Source organism: Microcoleus sp. K4-B3, assembly GCF_036704615.1.
Lineage (GTDB): Bacteria > Cyanobacteriota > Cyanobacteriia > Cyanobacteriales > Microcoleaceae > Microcoleus.
Genome location: NZ_JAUBSF010000001.1, coordinates 165,447 through 182,348, shown reverse-complemented (window position 1 = coordinate 182,348; position 16,902 = coordinate 165,447). Strand labels below are relative to the sequence as shown.

Annotated in this window: 12 protein-coding genes and 1 pseudogene; 8 read left to right on the top strand and 5 right to left on the bottom strand. The window is 46.1% G+C overall.

What is annotated here, in order from left to right; all coding sequences use genetic code 11:
* Positions 1-438: 438 nt before the first annotated feature.
* The 5 genes from QUA78_RS00660 (at position 439) to gmk (ending at position 5,461) form a co-directional block, all read left to right on the top strand.
* Entirely contained in the window at positions 439-1,275 is an 837-nt protein-coding gene (locus tag QUA78_RS00660; RefSeq protein WP_333398498.1) for a hypothetical protein, read from the top strand.
* Positions 1,276-1,455: 180 nt separating this feature from the next.
* Positions 1,456-3,558 carry a M3 family metallopeptidase gene (locus tag QUA78_RS00655; RefSeq protein ID WP_333398497.1) on the top strand — a complete coding sequence of 701 codons (2,103 nt, stop codon included), beginning with the start codon at positions 1,456-1,458 and terminating at the stop codon, positions 3,556-3,558.
* 509 nt (positions 3,559-4,067) lie between these two features.
* Complete coding sequence (locus QUA78_RS00650; protein WP_333305149.1) at positions 4,068-4,229, top strand: hypothetical protein; 162 nt, start codon at positions 4,068-4,070, stop codon at positions 4,227-4,229.
* 323 nt (positions 4,230-4,552) lie between these two features.
* A complete protein-coding gene (gene remA, locus QUA78_RS00645; protein WP_172193250.1) occupies positions 4,553-4,819 on the top strand; it encodes an extracellular matrix/biofilm regulator RemA in 267 nt (88 codons plus the stop codon).
* Between the two features lie 78 nt (positions 4,820-4,897).
* Entirely contained in the window at positions 4,898-5,461 is a 564-nt protein-coding gene (gene gmk, locus QUA78_RS00640) for a guanylate kinase (protein WP_333305150.1), read from the top strand.
* A gap of 175 nt (positions 5,462-5,636) precedes the next feature.
* On the opposite strand, the gene QUA78_RS00635 is transcribed toward gmk, so the two are convergent.
* A complete protein-coding gene (locus QUA78_RS00635) occupies positions 5,637-6,374 on the bottom strand; it encodes a hypothetical protein (protein ID WP_333305153.1) in 738 nt (245 codons plus the stop codon).
* A gap of 235 nt (positions 6,375-6,609) precedes the next feature.
* Here QUA78_RS00635 and xseA point away from each other — a divergent pair, with 235 nt between their 5' ends.
* Together xseA and xseB are read left to right on the top strand one after the other, a co-directional pair.
* Positions 6,610-7,779, top strand: a complete 1,170-nt coding sequence (xseA, locus tag QUA78_RS00630) for an exodeoxyribonuclease VII large subunit (protein WP_333305155.1) — start codon at positions 6,610-6,612, stop codon at positions 7,777-7,779.
* Positions 7,776-8,003 (top strand): exodeoxyribonuclease VII small subunit, encoded by a 228-nt coding sequence (gene xseB, locus QUA78_RS00625; RefSeq protein ID WP_333305157.1) that lies wholly within the window; start codon positions 7,776-7,778, stop codon positions 8,001-8,003. The genes xseA and xseB overlap by 4 nt, the downstream gene beginning before the upstream one ends.
* A 366-nt stretch (positions 8,004-8,369) precedes the next feature.
* Here xseB and QUA78_RS00620 read toward each other — a convergent pair whose 3' ends face one another.
* Positions 8,370-8,540, bottom strand: a complete 171-nt coding sequence (locus QUA78_RS00620) for a hypothetical protein (RefSeq protein WP_333305159.1) — start codon at positions 8,538-8,540, stop codon at positions 8,370-8,372.
* A gap of 1,088 nt (positions 8,541-9,628) precedes the next feature.
* Positions 9,629-10,346, bottom strand: a pseudogene (locus QUA78_RS00615) (IS1 family transposase).
* A gap of 247 nt (positions 10,347-10,593) precedes the next feature.
* On the opposite strand from QUA78_RS00615, the gene QUA78_RS00610 reads away from it, so the two are divergent.
* On the top strand, positions 10,594-10,824 hold the full coding sequence (locus QUA78_RS00610; protein WP_333305161.1) for a hypothetical protein: 231 nt from the start codon (positions 10,594-10,596) through the stop codon (positions 10,822-10,824).
* A 269-nt stretch (positions 10,825-11,093) separates the two neighbouring features.
* Here QUA78_RS00610 and QUA78_RS00605 read toward each other — a convergent pair whose 3' ends face one another.
* Together QUA78_RS00605 and QUA78_RS00600 are read right to left on the bottom strand one after the other, a co-directional pair.
* Positions 11,094-12,485, bottom strand: a complete 1,392-nt coding sequence (locus QUA78_RS00605) for an aspartate aminotransferase family protein (RefSeq protein ID WP_333305163.1) — start codon at positions 12,483-12,485, stop codon at positions 11,094-11,096.
* Between the two features lie 59 nt (positions 12,486-12,544).
* Positions 12,545-16,885 carry an amino acid adenylation domain-containing protein gene (locus QUA78_RS00600; RefSeq protein ID WP_333305165.1) on the bottom strand — a complete coding sequence of 1,447 codons (4,341 nt, stop codon included), beginning with the start codon at positions 16,883-16,885 and terminating at the stop codon, positions 12,545-12,547.
* Positions 16,886-16,902 lie beyond the last annotated feature (17 nt).

The window sequence follows — 16,902 nt, the reverse complement described above, 5'->3', positions numbered from 1 at the left end:
AATTTTTGCAGTAAATTTGAGAGGGGCTATTGAGAAAGAGTAGATTATACCAATGCGCGAACAAAAAGGCAACTCCCGACAAGCTCCAAACCCCCATCGCCCTCAGTAGGTCGCATTTTTTTAACTTTTAATCTAAAATCTAAAATCGTCTTAGGCATTGTTCGGTTAGCCTGGGCAGCCCGAAGTCGATCGCCCGAACCCGATGGCCCTAACTCCTGTAAAATAGAGGGCGCGTTGGGGCGAACCTTTTAACAGCCGGAATTAGGGGCGATCGTCACAGGCTCCCAAATACATAATAATATGTCAGTCATCCTTAACTTACTCACAAAGGTAAAAATAGAAGAGTGCCAAGAAATAATCTAAAACATATAACTGAAAAAAGGATAGAAATCGATGCTCCACCCAGTCTCGCAACCTTACCAACAACGAGCAAATACTATGACCCAAAGAGCCGTGCGGAAGCCAAAACCCTCTGTTGCAAACCACTTGAGACCAAGTTTTCCTCAAAGGCACTGGCTGGAGCTGGCAGAGTACGCCTCTCTGGCGGCCTCTGGTGTGGGTTCCCTGGCGGTGGCAGTGTCGGGTCAAGCTTTTTACGGGGTGGCTCCCCTAACTTTGGCTTTGTCGCTGAATGTTGCTAACAGGTATCGGTTCGAGCAGCAAGTGCGGGTTCATCAAAATTCGGAAATGGCCCAAGTCCAAAAGTCTGTCAATAAAGTCGAAAAAACGGCGGTGACGGTAATTGTTAAATTACGCAAGCAGTTGTCAGCAGATATTGCAGCGCTGCGCCAGCAAATGGCTGCACTGCCTAGGGCTGAGGGCTTTGAGGAGTCGATAGACATCCAGCGGCAGTTGCTGAGTTTGGGAGAGTCGGTAGCTTCTTTGCAAGAAATCGTGGCGTCTGCTGTCCTCGATGTCCGCCAGCAGGTGAGCGAACAACTGCAAGATTTATCGGTTGGTCAACGGGCGAATCTCGAAGCTGTGGAACAGGCTATAGAGCAACTGCAAAGCGCCACGCAAGGCTTGGCAGAAACTTCTCTGACGCGAGACGACTGGGAAGCAGTAAATACTCGATTTTTGGAAATCCAGAAAGTCATGGCCAATTTGCAAAGCCAACTGCAAGCTCCCGCGCACCAATCGACTGCGGATTTGTCGATCGTCCAAGCTCAAATCCACCGTTTGGAACACGAGCAGCAAGAAGTTGTCAAACCTCACCTCAAGCGCTTAATCTCAGTTGTCAAGGAGTTGCAGCACACACCAGAAAACCGTCAGTAGTCATTAGTCAGCAGTCATTAGTCATCAGTCAGAAGGAATACTTTTCCCATCGGACACTGAGACACTCTCCGACTCTCCGACTCTCGCCCGATCGAGTCCTACTTTTTTGACAACTGTGTTAAAAGATTAAAAGCTAATCTGTCTAGTTCACCTGTTTTCAACCTGTTACAAGAAAAATCAATGACTGCAACCGTAACTATTGCTGATAACCCGTTACTAATCGGTCAAGGATTGCCTCCATTTGACGCGATCGAACCGGAACACGTAGTCCCCGCTGTTACCCAACTGCTGACCGAACTAGAAGCCTCGCTAGCTGACTTAGAATCGTCTGTAGAGCCGACTTGGAGCGGCTTAGTAGAACCATTGCAGCGACTCGGAGAGCGTTTAAATTGGAGCTGGAGCATTGTCGGACATTTGATGGGCGTGAAAAATAGCCCGGAACTGCGATCGGCTCACGAAACAGTGCAGCCGGAAGTAGTAAAATTTTGGAGCAAGCTCAGTCAAAGCAAACCGCTTTATGAAGGTTTTAAAGCGCTGCGGGCTAGCGAAAATTGGGACAGCTTAGAGTCAGCTCAAAAGCGAATTGTCGAAGCCGCTCTCCGAGACGCCCAACTCTCCGGCGTCGGTTTAGAAGGCGAGCAAAAAGAGCGTTTTAATGCCATTCAATTAGAATTAGCCGAAATTACTACCCAATTTTCCAATCACGTCCTCGACGCTACCAAAGCATTCAGCATCACCCTCACAAACAAAGACGAAATTGACGGTTTGCCGCCGAGTTTGTTGAGTTTAGCAGCTCAAGCCGCTCGCAGCGCGGGCGAAGAAAATGCGGATGCCGAAAACGGCCCTTGGCGGATTACTTTAGACTTTCCGAGTTACGGCCCTTTCATGCAGCACAGCACCCGCCGCGACTTGCGCGAAAAGTTGTACAAAGCTTTTATCGGCAGAGCAAGTAGCGGAGAATTGAATAACTGGCCGTTGACCGATCGAATTTTGGCTTTGCGCCAGGAAAAAGCTGCTTTGCTCGGGTTTAGCAGTTATGCCGAATTGAGTTTGGCGAGCAAAATGGCTCCCGACGTTGCAGCAGTGGAAGCTTTGTTAGAAGAATTGCGCTTAGCTAGTTACAGTGCGGCTGTCAAAGATTTAGAAGAATTGAAAGCTTTTGCTGCCGAAAAAGGCGCGGCGGAAGCTGGAGATTTGAAGCACTGGGATATTGGTTTTTGGTCGGAACGGCGCCGGGAAGAAAAGTTTGCTTTTAGTGCCGAAGAATTGCGGCCTTATTTTGCTTTGCCACAGGTATTAGAGGGGTTATTTGGATTAGTAAAGCGGCTGTTCGGTGTGACAGTAACTGCGGCGGACGGTCAAACTCCTGTCTGGCACGAAGATGTGCGCTATTTCCAAATAAATGATGAAGCAGGAAATACGATCGCCAATTTCTATTTAGACCCCTACAGCCGCCCCGAGGAAAAGCGCGGCGGTGCTTGGATGGACGAGTGCGTGGTGCGCGCTAAATTTGTGGAAGCGTCCAAGACAACCACGCGGTTGCCGGTGGCTTATTTGGTGTGCAACCAAAGTCCTCCGGTTGACGGCAAACCGAGTTTAATGACTTTTTTGGAAGTCGAAACTTTGTTTCACGAATTCGGTCACGGTTTGCAGCATATGCTGACAACGGTAGACTATCCGGGGGCTTCGGGCATCAATAATGTTGAGTGGGATGCGGTGGAATTGCCCAGTCAATTTATGGAAAATTGGTGTTACGATCGCGCGACTTTGTTCGGGATGGCAAAGCATTACCAAACTGGGGAAACTTTGCCGGAACACTACTATCAAAAGCTGCTAGCAGCGCGCCACTACATGAGCGGCACCGCCATGCTCAGGCAAGTACATTTTAGCAGCGTTGACATCGAATTGCACCACCGCTACCGATCGGGCGGCAGCGAAACTGTGGCCGATGTCCGCAACCGCATCGCTAAAACTACGACTGTTTTGCCTCCTCTGGAAGAAGACGCATTTTTGTGCGCTTTCGGACACATTTTTGCGGGTGGCTATGCGGCGGGGTATTACAGTTATAAATGGGCGGAAGTCCTCAGCGCTGATGCTTTTGCGGCGTTTGAGGAAGCGGGTTTGGAAGATGAAAGTGCGATCGCCTCTACAGGCAAGCGCTTCCGAGATACAGTGTTAGGATTGGGCGGCAGTTTGCACCCGATGGAAGTGTTTAAAACTTTCCGGGGACGCGAACCGAGCACTAAAGCTTTGTTGAGACACAGCGGTTTAGTTGCTGCTTAATTTAAGTGTGGAATAACTCGGGATTAATGCGGGTGAAGTTATCTGCATTAATCCCGGTTTTTTGTTGAACAAGATTTACGCATATCCTGTATGCGTAGGGTGCGGTGTGCATGGAGTCTTACCGCTATCCAGCCAATTCCAGGTTTATAAATTACACCCCAGATCGTTCGATATCCCTAGGGACACGGCACTGCCGTGTCCCTACACTTCATAAACCTGGAATCCGCTATAATTCATGCGTAAAATCACTTTTTGCGTAACTTTTATTGTTATAAAATTGATAATTGGATAGACACTTTTTTTATTGGTATTAATAGGACTTGCATTCCTCACTACCAACCAATTTTATTGTAGAACATGATGCAAGAAACATCTGTAGTTTGGCACATCATCCCCAATCTTTTTTAGGACTTACGCAACTGTCACAAATTGGTATTAAATTTTAGGTATGTAGTTGCGCTTCAGCGCTCTTAGCTTAGGAAAGAGCGCTGAAGCGCAACTACATACCTTTGTGCCAGTTGGCCTTAGTCCTATTTTTGTGGAAAATCGGGCATAAAGTGCGATCGCCAGCAACTTTTAGTTTAGCTTGGAAAGCTCATCAAAGCAGCATCAGTCTCAATACTGTTAGTATAGACTTCGATTTGCGAATATTTACTGTCATTTATCACTGATAATACTGAAATTTCCCTATTCCGACAAATAAATTTATATTTCGCAACATTTACGTGTTGTTTTCTCGATACAGCTCATGCTTTTATTTGCCACTAAAAATCGATGCTTTTATGGAATCTTTAAGATAGAGCGGCAACAGCGAGTCTTTTTTAAATTTTTGATAAAGAACGGGGTACTCGGCGTCAAAAGGGTAAAATTTTTAGGTAGAAACTAAAAAACTTAGTTGGAATTAATTTGAGGATTCTCAGAAAAAATTTTTGTATATTATATGATAAAAAGTAAGGATTGATAGTCAATCGTTCACCTACAGATTAAGATTTTCATGGATATTCAATTAATTAATATCGGTTTTGGTAACATTGTGTCTGCTAATCGAGTGATTGCCATTGTCAGTCCCGAGTCAGCGCCAATTAAGCGGATTATTACTGATGCGCGGGAGCGGGGACAACTGGTTGACGCAACTTACGGCCGCCGCACGAGAGCGGTAATTATTACAGATTCGAGTCACGTCATCCTCTCGGCGATTCAGCCGGAAACGGTTGCTAATCGTTTTGCGATCGGCAAAGACGGTCAAGGTCGGGATGATTGAGGTTGGTCAGTTGCAATTTGAGCGTTTACAGTCTAAAGTAAGCAGAAACTTAAATTGTTACACGTTTCTATTCTAAAAATGAAATCTGGTAAATTAATTGTTCTGACGGGGCCTAGCGGTGTGGGGAAAGGCACCTTAGTACGATCGCTCCTCAATCGCCATCCCGAATTGTATCTTTCGGTATCGGTGACAACTCGATCGCCCCGTGAGGGAGAAATTGAGGGAAAGCATTACTATTTTGTCAGCCGCAGCCGCTTTGAACAAATGGTTGAGGCTGGAGAATTGGCCGAATGGGCCGAGTTTGCCGGCAATTTTTACGGTACTCCCTATTTTGGTCTCCAGCAGGTTACCGCTGAGGGAAAATGGGTATTGCTCGAAATTGAGTTGGAAGGGGCTAGGCAAATTAGAAATAAGTTTCCAGAGGCGCTGCGAATTTTTATTTTACCTCCTTCTTGGGAAGAATTGGAGCGGCGGCTGCGGAATCGGGGTCAAGATTCCGAAAGTGCGATCGCCCGTCGGTTGCTGCGGGCTAAAGAGGAAATTGAAGCTGCGGGGGAATTTGATTTTCAGGTTGTTAATGATGATTTAGAAGTTGCTTTGAAAAAACTGGAATCCATATTGTTTGTTAGCGACGGGAAATGAGGGGATGGGGAAAAGTTTTGAGTTTCGACTTGGGAGATGGGAAGAAAGAGATAGAATTTGATGATTTTCCTAGATGCAATGTTCTTCGCTTGGGCGATGTGCAGATTCTTTGCTAGCGAGTGGGACGGTCGCACTTGGGTATTCGGAGCGATGTAACCGAATTGGATATTACCCATTACCAATTACCAATTACCCATTTTTCAGTCCTGGCTAAAACTTCGCTACTTTGTTTGATAGCAACACAAACTTTTAAATTCAATTCCAGAATATTTAAGGAAGGCGGAAATTTCCTGAGCGGTTCGATTTCGCGAGCAGAACAGCCCAACATTTCCATATAAGCTAGCGTCCACCCAATAGCTGCAATATCGTCTACATTGCCAGTACCCTCGCACAGGTGACAGCTAATTTCGCCCTCCGGCCCGCACTCGGGACAAACCCAATTTCCCAGTTGTGAATTCGGCTGATTTGTGCGGGTGGCGGATGCAATTGTTAATGCTTTAATATGATTTTGAACTACTTGTTTAAAACCTCGGCTTTGGTTGCTGCGGTGGTCAGAATTGCCCTGCGATCGCCCGATTTCTTCTGCTTGCTGTTGAAACGAAGCAAGAGATGCTGTTTGGTTCTGCCTTGTTACTCCAGATTCCCCTAGGTTCGCAGTTAGCTGAATACCATAGCCTTTCGACTCCGCAGTCTGAGAGTGGTTGAGTGCGCTGGAGGAATCGGGTTCGCAAGTTGTGAAGGATGTTTCTATTTGATCGGCAAAATCTTGCATTGAGAGGTGATGTTCGATCGCCAAAGACCAAGTTCTTTTATGTCGGAGGTCGCCATATTTTCTGGCTTCGGCCTCAGTAATGCCGATCGCCGCAGCCTCTTGGCGCAGCACATTCATCGAAGTCGTTGTATCTGATATCATGAGTTTGTTTGCAGTTAATTTACGATCGCCCGATCGGCCTACAAATAAATTACCTTAGATCTAGTACAATAGTCCGGACTATTTTTAGATCCTAGTCTGAAACCCTTGATTTTCCGTTAGGAACTCGATGGCGCAATCGCCCTGAAACCCTTATTTTACGGTTGGCAATCACACACTGTCCGAAGTATTGATAGTAGCCTAAATCTAAAATCTAAAATCTAAAATCTAAAATTGGATGACTTCAATTCTTCCCGATACAGCGTTGTCTGTTGCCGGACTAACATCTTACCTGCAAGACTTGTTGGAGGGCGATCGCAACCTGCAATCAGTTTGGCTGACAGGCGAGGTGTCCAACGTTTCGCACCACCCCAGCGGCTGCTTTTTCACTCTGTGCGACACCGACAAAAGCGCTGCCATTCGCTGCGTGGTGTGGAATTCTCAGCGGCAAAAATTGGTGCAAATGCCCGCAAAAGGAGAACAGTTGCTGGTTTTGGGAAGCATCCGGGTTTACAAAAATCGCGGCGAGTACCAGTTGACTGTTGTGCAATCGCTACCGGCTGGGGAAGGGTTGCAGGCTTTGCGGTTGCAGCAATTGCGATCGCGCTTGGATGCTGAGGGTTTCTTCGATCCCGCCCGAAAGCGCCCGATTCCCGCCCACCCGCAAATTGTGGCCGTGGTGACATCCGATACCGGCGCTGCTTGGGGGGACATTCAGCGCACTCTAGCCCAAAGGTATCCAGGTTTGCGGGTGTTGCTGTCGCCGACAGGAGTGCAGGGAGAATTGGCTGCTGCTGCCATTGCTAGGGCGATCGCCCGGGTAGAATTGGACGGTAGGGCGGATGCGATCATTTTAGCGCGGGGCGGCGGTTCTGCGGAAGATTTGGCTTGTTTTAATGATGAGAGAGTTGTCAGGGCGATCGCGAATTGTGCGATTCCAATTATTACAGGCATCGGGCATGAAAGAGACGAATCTCTCGCCGATTTAGTAGCAGATAAACGAGCCCACACTCCCACTGCGGCGGCCGCTCAAGCTGTACCAATTTTGGCAGATCTTTACTTTGAACACAAGCAGCGAATGGTCAATTTAGCAAGTGCTGTGCGGGCAAGATTTCAGACAGAAGAAGAGCATTTGCAACTGTTACAAAATCGATTAAAACGGTTGCCTGCGACATCCCGAACTTTGCGGCAAGCAACTGGTAAACTGGAGGTATTGCAAGAAAAGTTATCCGCACTGAATCCGGCGGCGGTTTTGCAAAGGGGTTATGCGGCGGTAATCCAAAGTGACGGTACGATCGTCCGCACAACTGACGGTTTGGAATTGGGAGAAGAATTGACTGTGAGGTTGAGTCGGGGCGTGCTGAAAGTTAAGATTGTAGAAGTATTGGATGCGGAAGAAAAGTTATGATTGATTCGCAGTTGCGCCAGTCTGACTGGAATTATGAGGAAACGGTCGATCGAATTGAAGCAATTATCGATCGGGTGGAATCGGGAGATTTGCCTCTAGAGGAGGTTTTCGAGGAGTTTGGGGTGGCTGTGGAGTGCTGGCAGGAGTGCGAAAGATTTTTGGCGCGGGGGAAGGAACAGATGGATTTATCGATCGAGCTTTTAGCTGCGGAACCCGATTTTTAAGCGCAGATGAACGGGGATTAGGGCCGATAAATGTAGATCAAATAGCGCGTTTTGCCGAAAGCCAGACAGGGAATTAATTCCCTGTCGGAATGTGTGTCTGACGTGTTTGTTGACATAATTAAACACCAGAGATCAATGCAAACCCTGACAAATAAACCCCGACCACTAAATCAAATCATCAAAAGGATTTGACATAGTATAAATATTTTATTTCCAACTTTCATATTATTTCTTCTGTTTCTGAATCTGATTCTCCCGCTTCACTATTTCCTTCAACTCCGCCCCCAACTTATTAAACTCATCCGTCTTCTTGTGGTAGGATTTATGCCGCAATTTTAACTCCTGTTTTTCTTTTTGAACCGCAGCCTATTTTGACTTTAAATCTCCAATAATTGTCTGAAGCAACGGAGCGATGGGCGGTTGATAAAGCCGCTGCAACTCCGCACCCGAAATTGTCCGCAACCTCACCTGTGCCCGTCGCAAAGCCTCTGGACGACTCAAACCTTCCTTGGGAATGCGATAAGTAGGTAGGTACAAAAAAAGCCAACTATGTAAAAATATGTAAATATAGCTTTTCTCAGGTAGATGAGGTACAACAGCACTAACTTAAACTAATCAGAAAATAGTAGATCGAACAGATCGGAAACCTTTGATTCAATCGGTGAGTGTGCGCCCCGCTTTCCTACTGTAAACCAGGCTGCTCGTCGAGCCTCACGAGCTTTTCGGCAGTCAATTGATCCGGTGCGGTCGATCGCTCCGGTGCGATCGATTTATGCGATCGAATGATTACAGAAAACATGAGACATTAATCAAAAATGAAATCTTATTCTCTTGACTTGCGCCAAAAAATAATTAACGTTTACGAAACTGAACCTATCTCACAAAGAACAATAGCCAAGGGATTTTGTGTAGCTTTGAGCTTCGTGCAAAAATTGCTCCAACAATACCGTCAAACCAAAGACATTTCACCTCAAACTCATAGATGTTCGCTTGCCACTTAAACGAGGTTGCGAACAACTGGTAATTTTAGCCGAATTGATTGAGGCTCCGGACGATGCGACTCTCGAAGAGCTTTGTAAATTACTCCATGAAAAAATCAGTGTCACTATCAGCCGAGCGACAATGGGCAGAATGACACAACGCTTAAACATGACCTTCAAAAAAAACGCTCTTTCCCTCGGCCAAAGGCAGCGACAGAGTTGAAAACCTGCGAGTCCAGTTCTGGCCGCAAGTAAATAAGCTTAAGGTAGAGGACTTAATCTTTATTGATGAATAGGCGAGTTAATCTGGCGATGGTCAGGTTATATGCCCGATCGTTAAAAGGTTCAAGAGCTCTCTTGACCCAAACCAAACAGGCGTGGCCCAAATGTATCGATATTGGGAGCAATATCCGTCAAAAAAGTTTTAAAATCTGTGAATTTAGTAGGCTCAATAGATGGTATTACTTTCGAGGCTTTTCTTATCAGAAAACTCGTGCCTGTGCTGGGAAAGGCGCTTGTGTGTTAATTCACAACTATGGCATTCACTCATAGAGAAGAAATAGAAAAAGCCCTAAAAAAAGCTGGGGCATCTTTAATATTTGGCGTTGCTGGATTAAGGTATGATAAGCGCGCTCGCTCTTCATCTCACTCGATCGTAATGATTAATTGATAGGGAACGGGAACACTATTAAACTTAAGATAGTGAATTAGTAATCGAATTGAATGTTTAAGCATTTGTTTTGAAGCCCGAATAACAGAGAGTTTTTCTTTTTAAGCGGGCTATCCGGATGTCTGAGTCTGGTATTTTCTCCTTCTACTCGTGTCATGTAAGTTTTGCAAACAATGTGGTCTCCATCTGGAATAAACATTGGGTAAACCTTCCATCCATCAGTCACATAAAAATAGCATTTCCATTTGCTAACTACCTCATCCCATAAAGGTTTAAATGTCTGATCGCTATGATCCCCAACACCCATCCTAAAATACCTACTTGAAAGTGGTTTACTGCCGTCCACAACCAAATTTTATTTTTTTTGACTTAACAAATGTTTCTAGTTCATCTAATTCTCCTACTTCGGGTATTGTCATGCTGAGTGTAATAATCTGGCAGCAGTTCTCCTACTTGTTTAACCCCAGCCATAATTGTTGTATTATGTACGCCTGTAACTCTCTAAATCGCTCGAAATCCCATGCCATTAACATACATCGATAGGCATTGTTGTTTAACTTCTTTTACGTATCCTTTCTGATCTTCATAACAGTTTACAAATTGCCTACTACAGTTAACACAAAGATAATTATGTTTGCCTTTTTTGTGTCCATTCTTGTGAACATGAGTTGACTTACATTCAGGACATTCCATTGATTTTAATTCTCGGTTGATGTTTTTTTGTTACTCTCGCTCGTTCTCTATCATACCTTAATCCAGCAACGCCTGCGCCTGCTTTGAATCAATCATTGATCTTGCTGTTGCGATCGCAGACTTTTTCAGCAAGCCCTACGTGGCGACTTCTGGCTGTGCCGACTGACAGCGACCGGGCGATGAGTGGCAGCCCGGTAAAGGGCTGATACCTGAGGGCGAATATCAAATTCCCAGCGAGCCCTATTACTTGGAAACTCGCGGCGTAGAAGGGGACTTTTTCCACATTACCCACGACCCCGTAGTTTCCGATAAGGGCATCCGGGGTGAATTAGGACTGCACTTTGACGCTAATTATCCCGGCAGCGCTGGATGTGTGGTTTTAAAGAATCAGGAAAGATGGCGGCGGTTTTGCGATCGGCTCGCATCGATCGCCGATGGAGGCGTAAAGAGCTTGCCGCTCACGGTGAAGTATAGCTAGAAGTGTTTGCACCATATGTCTACACTGTTTACACGTCTGTAGACAGCGTAGACCAGTTACTTTTAATCCCTGATAGGGTTTTAGGTGGTTTGCGGTCTAGCGAGGTATGCAGCCGCTGACCGCTCAACCATTCATATATTATCAGACTTGGCGCTTGGTGTTATTTCTGGGGATTCGTTGTACAACCAAGCCAAAGGCTCGTAGTCTGAATAGTAAGTAGTGGATGCGACCATGTGCTTTGTAACTCTTTAATAATTTACTAGCTGGTTTTACTTGCTGGCGATTGAAACAACTTCTGCTTGGGGATGAGAAGAACTCGGGAAAAAGCCTCCTTCGCGCATTTCTTGAATGCTCTCTTTAACTGCCTGAATGATGCGATCGATGTCTTCATTAGTGTGAGCGGTGGAGAGAAAACAGCTACGACCTTCGGATATAAAAATACGCTTTTCGAGTAAGTGAAAAAGTAGCGGATCTATCTCAACCGAGGCAACAGCGCGAAATTGCGAGCCGAAATTTACAAGCCAGACAGAGACTTCATTTTCCTTGAAATAAGCATTCAGGGTTTCAACTAGCTGCGAAGTTCGCTGATTCAACTGCTGCTGAAGGGCTGGGCCTTGACTTTTAAGATAGCGCAGCACAGAACGCGCAGCGGCCAGAGCAAGTGGGTGCTTGCAAAAAGTGCCGGCAAAAATTGTTGTTTTTACGTGGGGGTAGGAATCATCGCCGTAGTTCCAGAAACCGCCGTCAATTTTATCCATATAAGCAGCTTTTCCAGCGATAATTCCAATGGGCATACCGCCCCCGACAATTTTACCGTAAATTGCAATATCTGCCTCAATGCCAAACCACGCCTGCGCCCCGCCTTGATGAATTCGGAAACCGGTGACCATTTCATCAAAAATCAGGGCAATTTCTGATTCTTTTGTTAATTGTCTGAGTTGGTGGAGAAATTCTTTAGGTTGCAAATCGAGACGGCGGCTTTGCACCGGCTCCACGAGAACCGCGGCTAATTCGTGCTGGTGAGCTTTGATAATTTCCAGGGAATGAGGGCTTCCGTAATCCAAAACTAAAACATCTTCAACAAAATTAGCAGGAATTCCTGGCGCTTTTGGAATGGTGCGTAAATCGCCATTTATCTTTTTTACAACTGCGAGAGTGGGGTCAAAATGACCGTGATAAGAACCCGAAAACAAAGCAATTTTATTGCGTTTAGTTGCCGCTCTAGCTAATCGTAGGGCTGCCATCACCGCTTCTGTGCCGGTATTAGAAAAAGCGACGCGCTCTATTCCCGTTAGTTCGCAGATTAATTCCGCAACTTCTCCGGCAAGGTCTGCTTGTGGGCCAATTTGTACGCCGCGATCGAGTTGCTCTAATAGGGCTTCTTTAATAAAGGGCGGATTATGACCGAAAAGATTGATGCCAAATCCCATCGTGATATCGATGTATTCGTTGCCATCAACATCCCACATTTTAGAGCCAAGCGATCGCTCGGCGACAATGGGATAAAACATCTCCTTGACGGGAAAGCGAAACCCATCTGAAGCCCGATTGTCAGCGAGAACCCGACGGTATTTTTGCGCGAAATTCTTAGAGGTCTTTGTGCGCTCGGTGTAGCGCTCTATCAGCGCTTTCATGTGTCTTTGCTGCAATTGTTCGTTCATTTTGAATTCTCCAGAGATTGAGCTAGGTAGGGGCGCAATGCTTTGCGCTCTTACAGGTTTTAATTGCGGCTACCTATCAAGCCAGAATCGGCGAGATAGGAAAAGTAAGTGCGAAACAGATTCGCATCCGCTTGCGGACAGGTGATGTCAGTGGTAGCAAGTCCATCTAGCGTATTTTGGCAATCGAAATGTAGCGTTCCTGATTGTGGCATTTCCGCTTCAGAAACTTTTTCGGAAAAAAGACCGACAAGCGGGTACAAAGCATGATCGGGAGAATTTCCAGCGCGATTCACAATTTCTGCTTGCCAAGTCTCATAAGAAACCCGCTCGATTGGATAGCCGATTGAGCGAATCCAGTCCACCAATTCACTTAGGTAGAAAGAATGAGGGTTGACTAAGTGAAAATTTTTCCCGATCGATTCTTTTTGCCTGGACAAGTGAACGATCGCTCGGCTCACATAGTCCACTGGCGCTACATTCATCATCCAATTTCCGTCTGGCACGCATCCTAATTGCACGCAACCGGCAAGCAATCGGTACAGTGAATCGCTGGAATTGCAAGCACCCGTTTGGCTGTGTCCTGAAATACGTCCGGGTCGGTAAATGCTGATAGGAATTTTGCGTTCGCGCCCGATTTCGATTAACTTTTCTGCTACCCATTTACTCTGCGGGTAAGCGCCTTTGAGAAATTCTCCCGGTGTTAGTTCGTCTTGCTCTCCCACAGCCTTCACCCCAGATTCCCCCGCTGAGGAGAAAACAGATATAGTAGAAACAAAATGCACGGGTTTGACTTTAATTTGACTCGCCAATCGCATAATTTCTTGAGTTCCCAGAACATTAGAAAGCTTGAGAACCGAATAGGGATAAGTGAACTTGACAAACGCGCCATTGTGATAAATGACATCAATTTGGCTTGCCATTTCTCGAAACTGCTCCTCTGAAAGCCCCAAAAGTGGCTGAGCTAAATCTCCTGCAATCGGGATAATTCGGTAGCTAAGATGCTCGTCCCAAATCGAATAATATTCGAGGCTACTTTGGATGCGCTTCTTGGCTGATTCAGCATCGTCCGAGCGTACCAAGCAATAAATTTCTGCTTGAGTTTGCAGCAGCAATTCGCTGAGTAAAAAGGCTCCCAGAAAGCCTGTTGCTCCTGTTAATAAGATGCGAGTGGGTTCAGCCATCGGCTCAAAAATTGCAGTTTCAGGGCGGATGGCTGGGTCTAGGATAGCTTCAGCATTAATATCGAAATTCGAGGGGCGATAGCCCGCTGTGTTGCCCTCTTGTTGCATTTGGATTTTTTCAGCTAAACCAGCTACAGTAGGAGCTTCAAACAAAACGCGCAAAGGCAATTCCACCTGAAAAGATTCTCGCACTTTGGCTAACAACTGAGTAATCAGTAATGAGTGTCCCCCCAAGTCAAAGAAATTGTCGTGAATTCCTACCTTTTTAAGGTTGAGAAGCTGGCTCCAAATTCCGGCAAGAATCTCCTCACCGGGAGTGCGAGGGCCTACAAACGTATCTGTAAAATTGGCTGCTATGGACGGTGCAGGAAGCGCTTGACGGTCTATTTTGCCATTGGGAGTCAGTGGCAGCGCTTTCAGAACCACAAAAGCAGAAGGTATCATGTATTCGGGCAGCTTTTCTTTGAGGAACGAACGCAGGCTTTCAATCAGTTGTGAGTCCTGAACGCTGAGTTTTGAGTCAGAAACTATATAGGCGACTAAACGCTGATTTCCCGGTTCATTTTCCTGAAGTAAAACGGCGGCCTCGCGTACAGAGGGATGATGAGACAGACCAGCCTCAATTTCCCCTAATTCAATGCGGAAACCTCGCAGCTTTACTTGGCGATCGACGCGACCGATAAATTCTATATTTCCGTCTGGCAAATAGCGAGCTAAGTCGCCAGTTTTGTAAAGTCGAGTTTCCGCTTCCTGAGTCAATGACTTGCTAATAAATTTTTCTGCGGTGAGTTCTGGTTGGTTTAGATAGCCGCGAGCCAATCCCGCCCCAGCAATATATAATTCACCGGCTACCCCTACAGGAACTGGCTGCAAGTGCGAATCGAGCAAATAAATCTGCGTGTTGGGTAGCGGGCGACCTAAAGGAACTGTCTGGGAAATGCGATCGCCTTGCATTTTTACCTGATAAGTCAGCACGCCTACAGTTGTTTCTGTCGGCCCGTAATGGTTGAATACCGAGCAGTCTGGATTGTATTTCTGAATTGTTTCAATTAAATTCCACATCAAAGGCTCACCGCCGAGAATTAATCGCTTTTTCGGTAAGATTTGGGTGGCGTTAGAAGCGCTCAACAAAGCTTTTAAGTGAGAGGGAACAATTTTCAGACAATCGATAGAATGTTGCTGAAAATAAGCGGCAATTGCTTGAGGATCTGTTGCGCGTTCTTGAGAGATGATGTGCAGGCATCCACCAGAACACAAAGCCGGAAAAATAACGGTGTTTCCCAAGTCGGCGGCGAAGGTAGAAACGGTGGCATAATTTGCACCTGATGGCAGGTTTAATTTTTCCTGAATTCCGTGCAGGTAATTGAGCAGTTGTCGGTGTTCGATCGCGACTCCTTTGGGGGTGCCGGTGGAACCGGAGGTATAGATAATGTAAGCTAAATTTTCACCAGAAGCAGAGACGAAAGTAGTAGGAGAAAAAGAGGGAATGTCTGTATCTAAGCAGACGATATATGCCTTAGTTTCAGGCAATTTTTTGATGAGATGCTGTTGCGTTAACAGCACTGGAGTCTGAGCATTTTGCAACATCAATGCTAGGCGCTCTTTGGGCATGGCTGGGTCGAGCGGTAGGTAGGCGCCACCTGCTTTGAGGATGCCTAGAATTCCAGCGATCGCCTCTAAAGAGCGATCGACGCAAATGCCGACAATCACCTCTGGTTTTATGCCTAATTGTTGCAAGTAATGGGCGATTTGGTTAGCGCGGGCGTTGAGTTCGCTGTAGGTAATTTGCTGATTTTCACAAACAGCAGCTATACGGTTGGGCGATCGCTCTGCTTGTTCTTCAAAGAGCTGGTGAACGCACTTATCGAGCTCGTAATCTGCTTTTGTGCTGTTAAATTCTACTAATAATTGATTTCGGGCGCGATCGCTCAGCATTTCGAGCTTGCCGATTGCGGTTTCTGGGTTGGTGGCTACACTTTGCACTAAGGCATAAAATTGCTCTGCCAAGCACCGGATACTGTTGTCTGCAAGGAAGATAGGATCGTAATGAAACTCAGCGGCGAGCGAGTCATTTTGGCGGTGGCAAGAGAGTTTAACTTTGAAGCGATCGCAGCACGCATACTGCTTGTAAATCGAAAAACATACGCCACTAGCCGAATGCTTTTCGAGCTGTTCCTCGAACTCGAAACCAAATGGAAAGCCGGAAGAGTTGCCTAGATATTCGTGGGAGAAATATTCTTGATATTTGTATGCCTCGCGTTCTTCCTGCTGAATTTGCTGCAAGGTTTCCGCGAAGGAAAAGTTTTCTGTTAGTTGGCTGCACAGGGGTAAAAATTTGGCAAACAGTCCAAACGCTGGCTCTAGTTCTTCGTATTTTCGACCGTCGAATGCCACGCCAACAGCGAGATCTGATTGACCAATCAGCCGCCAGAGCAAAATTTTCCAGCAAGCGAGCAAGAATGTAGAAAGTGAGGTGTTGTACTGGCGGGCGATCTCTTCCACTTTTCCCAGCAAAGCTAACTCTAATTTGACCTCAAAAGCTTGGGGAGTAAATTGAGCTTGCGCGTTAATTAATCTATTTTCAAACGGCAACCTTAAACTCGCTAGCGCTGAAAAATTATGCCCAGTCCAGTATTCTTTGCCCTCCGCCGCTTCCTCATCTTCGAGCAATTCATTTTGCCATTCGGAAAATTGAACGTATTGTACAACTTCATCGGAAAGTTCTTCGCCGCGAAGGCAGGCAGCATAGCACTGGCTGAGTTCTCGAACCAGATTTTTCAGTGTCCGGGTATCGGCGCACAGTGCCGGCAAACTGACCAGCAAAATATGCTTTTCAGATGAAAGTGTAATTAAAGACAAGCGCCAAACAGGATTGCGCTCGAAGTTAAACAAAGCGCTCTTTTCTTGCTGAAAAATCTCTTCAAGTTTTGCTTCTTGCTCCTGGGGAGTCACTTCACTTAAGTTAACCCAGTTCCACGAAACAGAGCTATGTTCGGAGATAACTTGTATAGGAATTTTTAGCCCTGCCTTTCGCTGAAAGCTTGTGCGGATAATTTCGTGGCGATCGCTGATTTTTTCTAAAGCTTTCTTTAGCCGATCGTTTTGAATAATTCCCTCGATAAAAATAGCGGATTGAATGCGATAAGCAGGGCTGTCTTGCTGCAACAGCCACAGATATTTTTGCTGGGGTGAAAGCCGAAATCCATTAATTGTTTGCATTGTTCCTATTCCTCAAA

What these genes read in the sequence shown, in the direction of transcription:
- QUA78_RS00660 (WP_333398498.1), top strand. Translation starts at nt 439, where the DNA reads ATGACCCAAAGAGCCGTGCGGAAGCCAAAACCCTCTGTTGCAAACCAC.
- QUA78_RS00655 (WP_333398497.1), top strand. Translation starts at nt 1,456, where the DNA reads ATGACTGCAACCGTAACTATTGCTGATAACCCGTTACTAATCGGTCAA.
- remA (WP_172193250.1), top strand. Translation starts at nt 4,553, where the DNA reads ATGGATATTCAATTAATTAATATCGGTTTTGGTAACATTGTGTCTGCT.
- gmk (WP_333305150.1), top strand. Translation starts at nt 4,898, where the DNA reads ATGAAATCTGGTAAATTAATTGTTCTGACGGGGCCTAGCGGTGTGGGG.
- QUA78_RS00635 (WP_333305153.1), bottom strand. Translation starts at nt 6,374, where the DNA reads ATGATATCAGATACAACGACTTCGATGAATGTGCTGCGCCAAGAGGCT.
- xseA (WP_333305155.1), top strand. Translation starts at nt 6,610, where the DNA reads ATGACTTCAATTCTTCCCGATACAGCGTTGTCTGTTGCCGGACTAACA.
- xseB (WP_333305157.1), top strand. Translation starts at nt 7,776, where the DNA reads ATGATTGATTCGCAGTTGCGCCAGTCTGACTGGAATTATGAGGAAACG.
- QUA78_RS00605 (WP_333305163.1), bottom strand. Translation starts at nt 12,485, where the DNA reads ATGAACGAACAATTGCAGCAAAGACACATGAAAGCGCTGATAGAGCGC.
- QUA78_RS00600 (WP_333305165.1), bottom strand. Translation starts at nt 16,885, where the DNA reads ATGCAAACAATTAATGGATTTCGGCTTTCACCCCAGCAAAAATATCTG.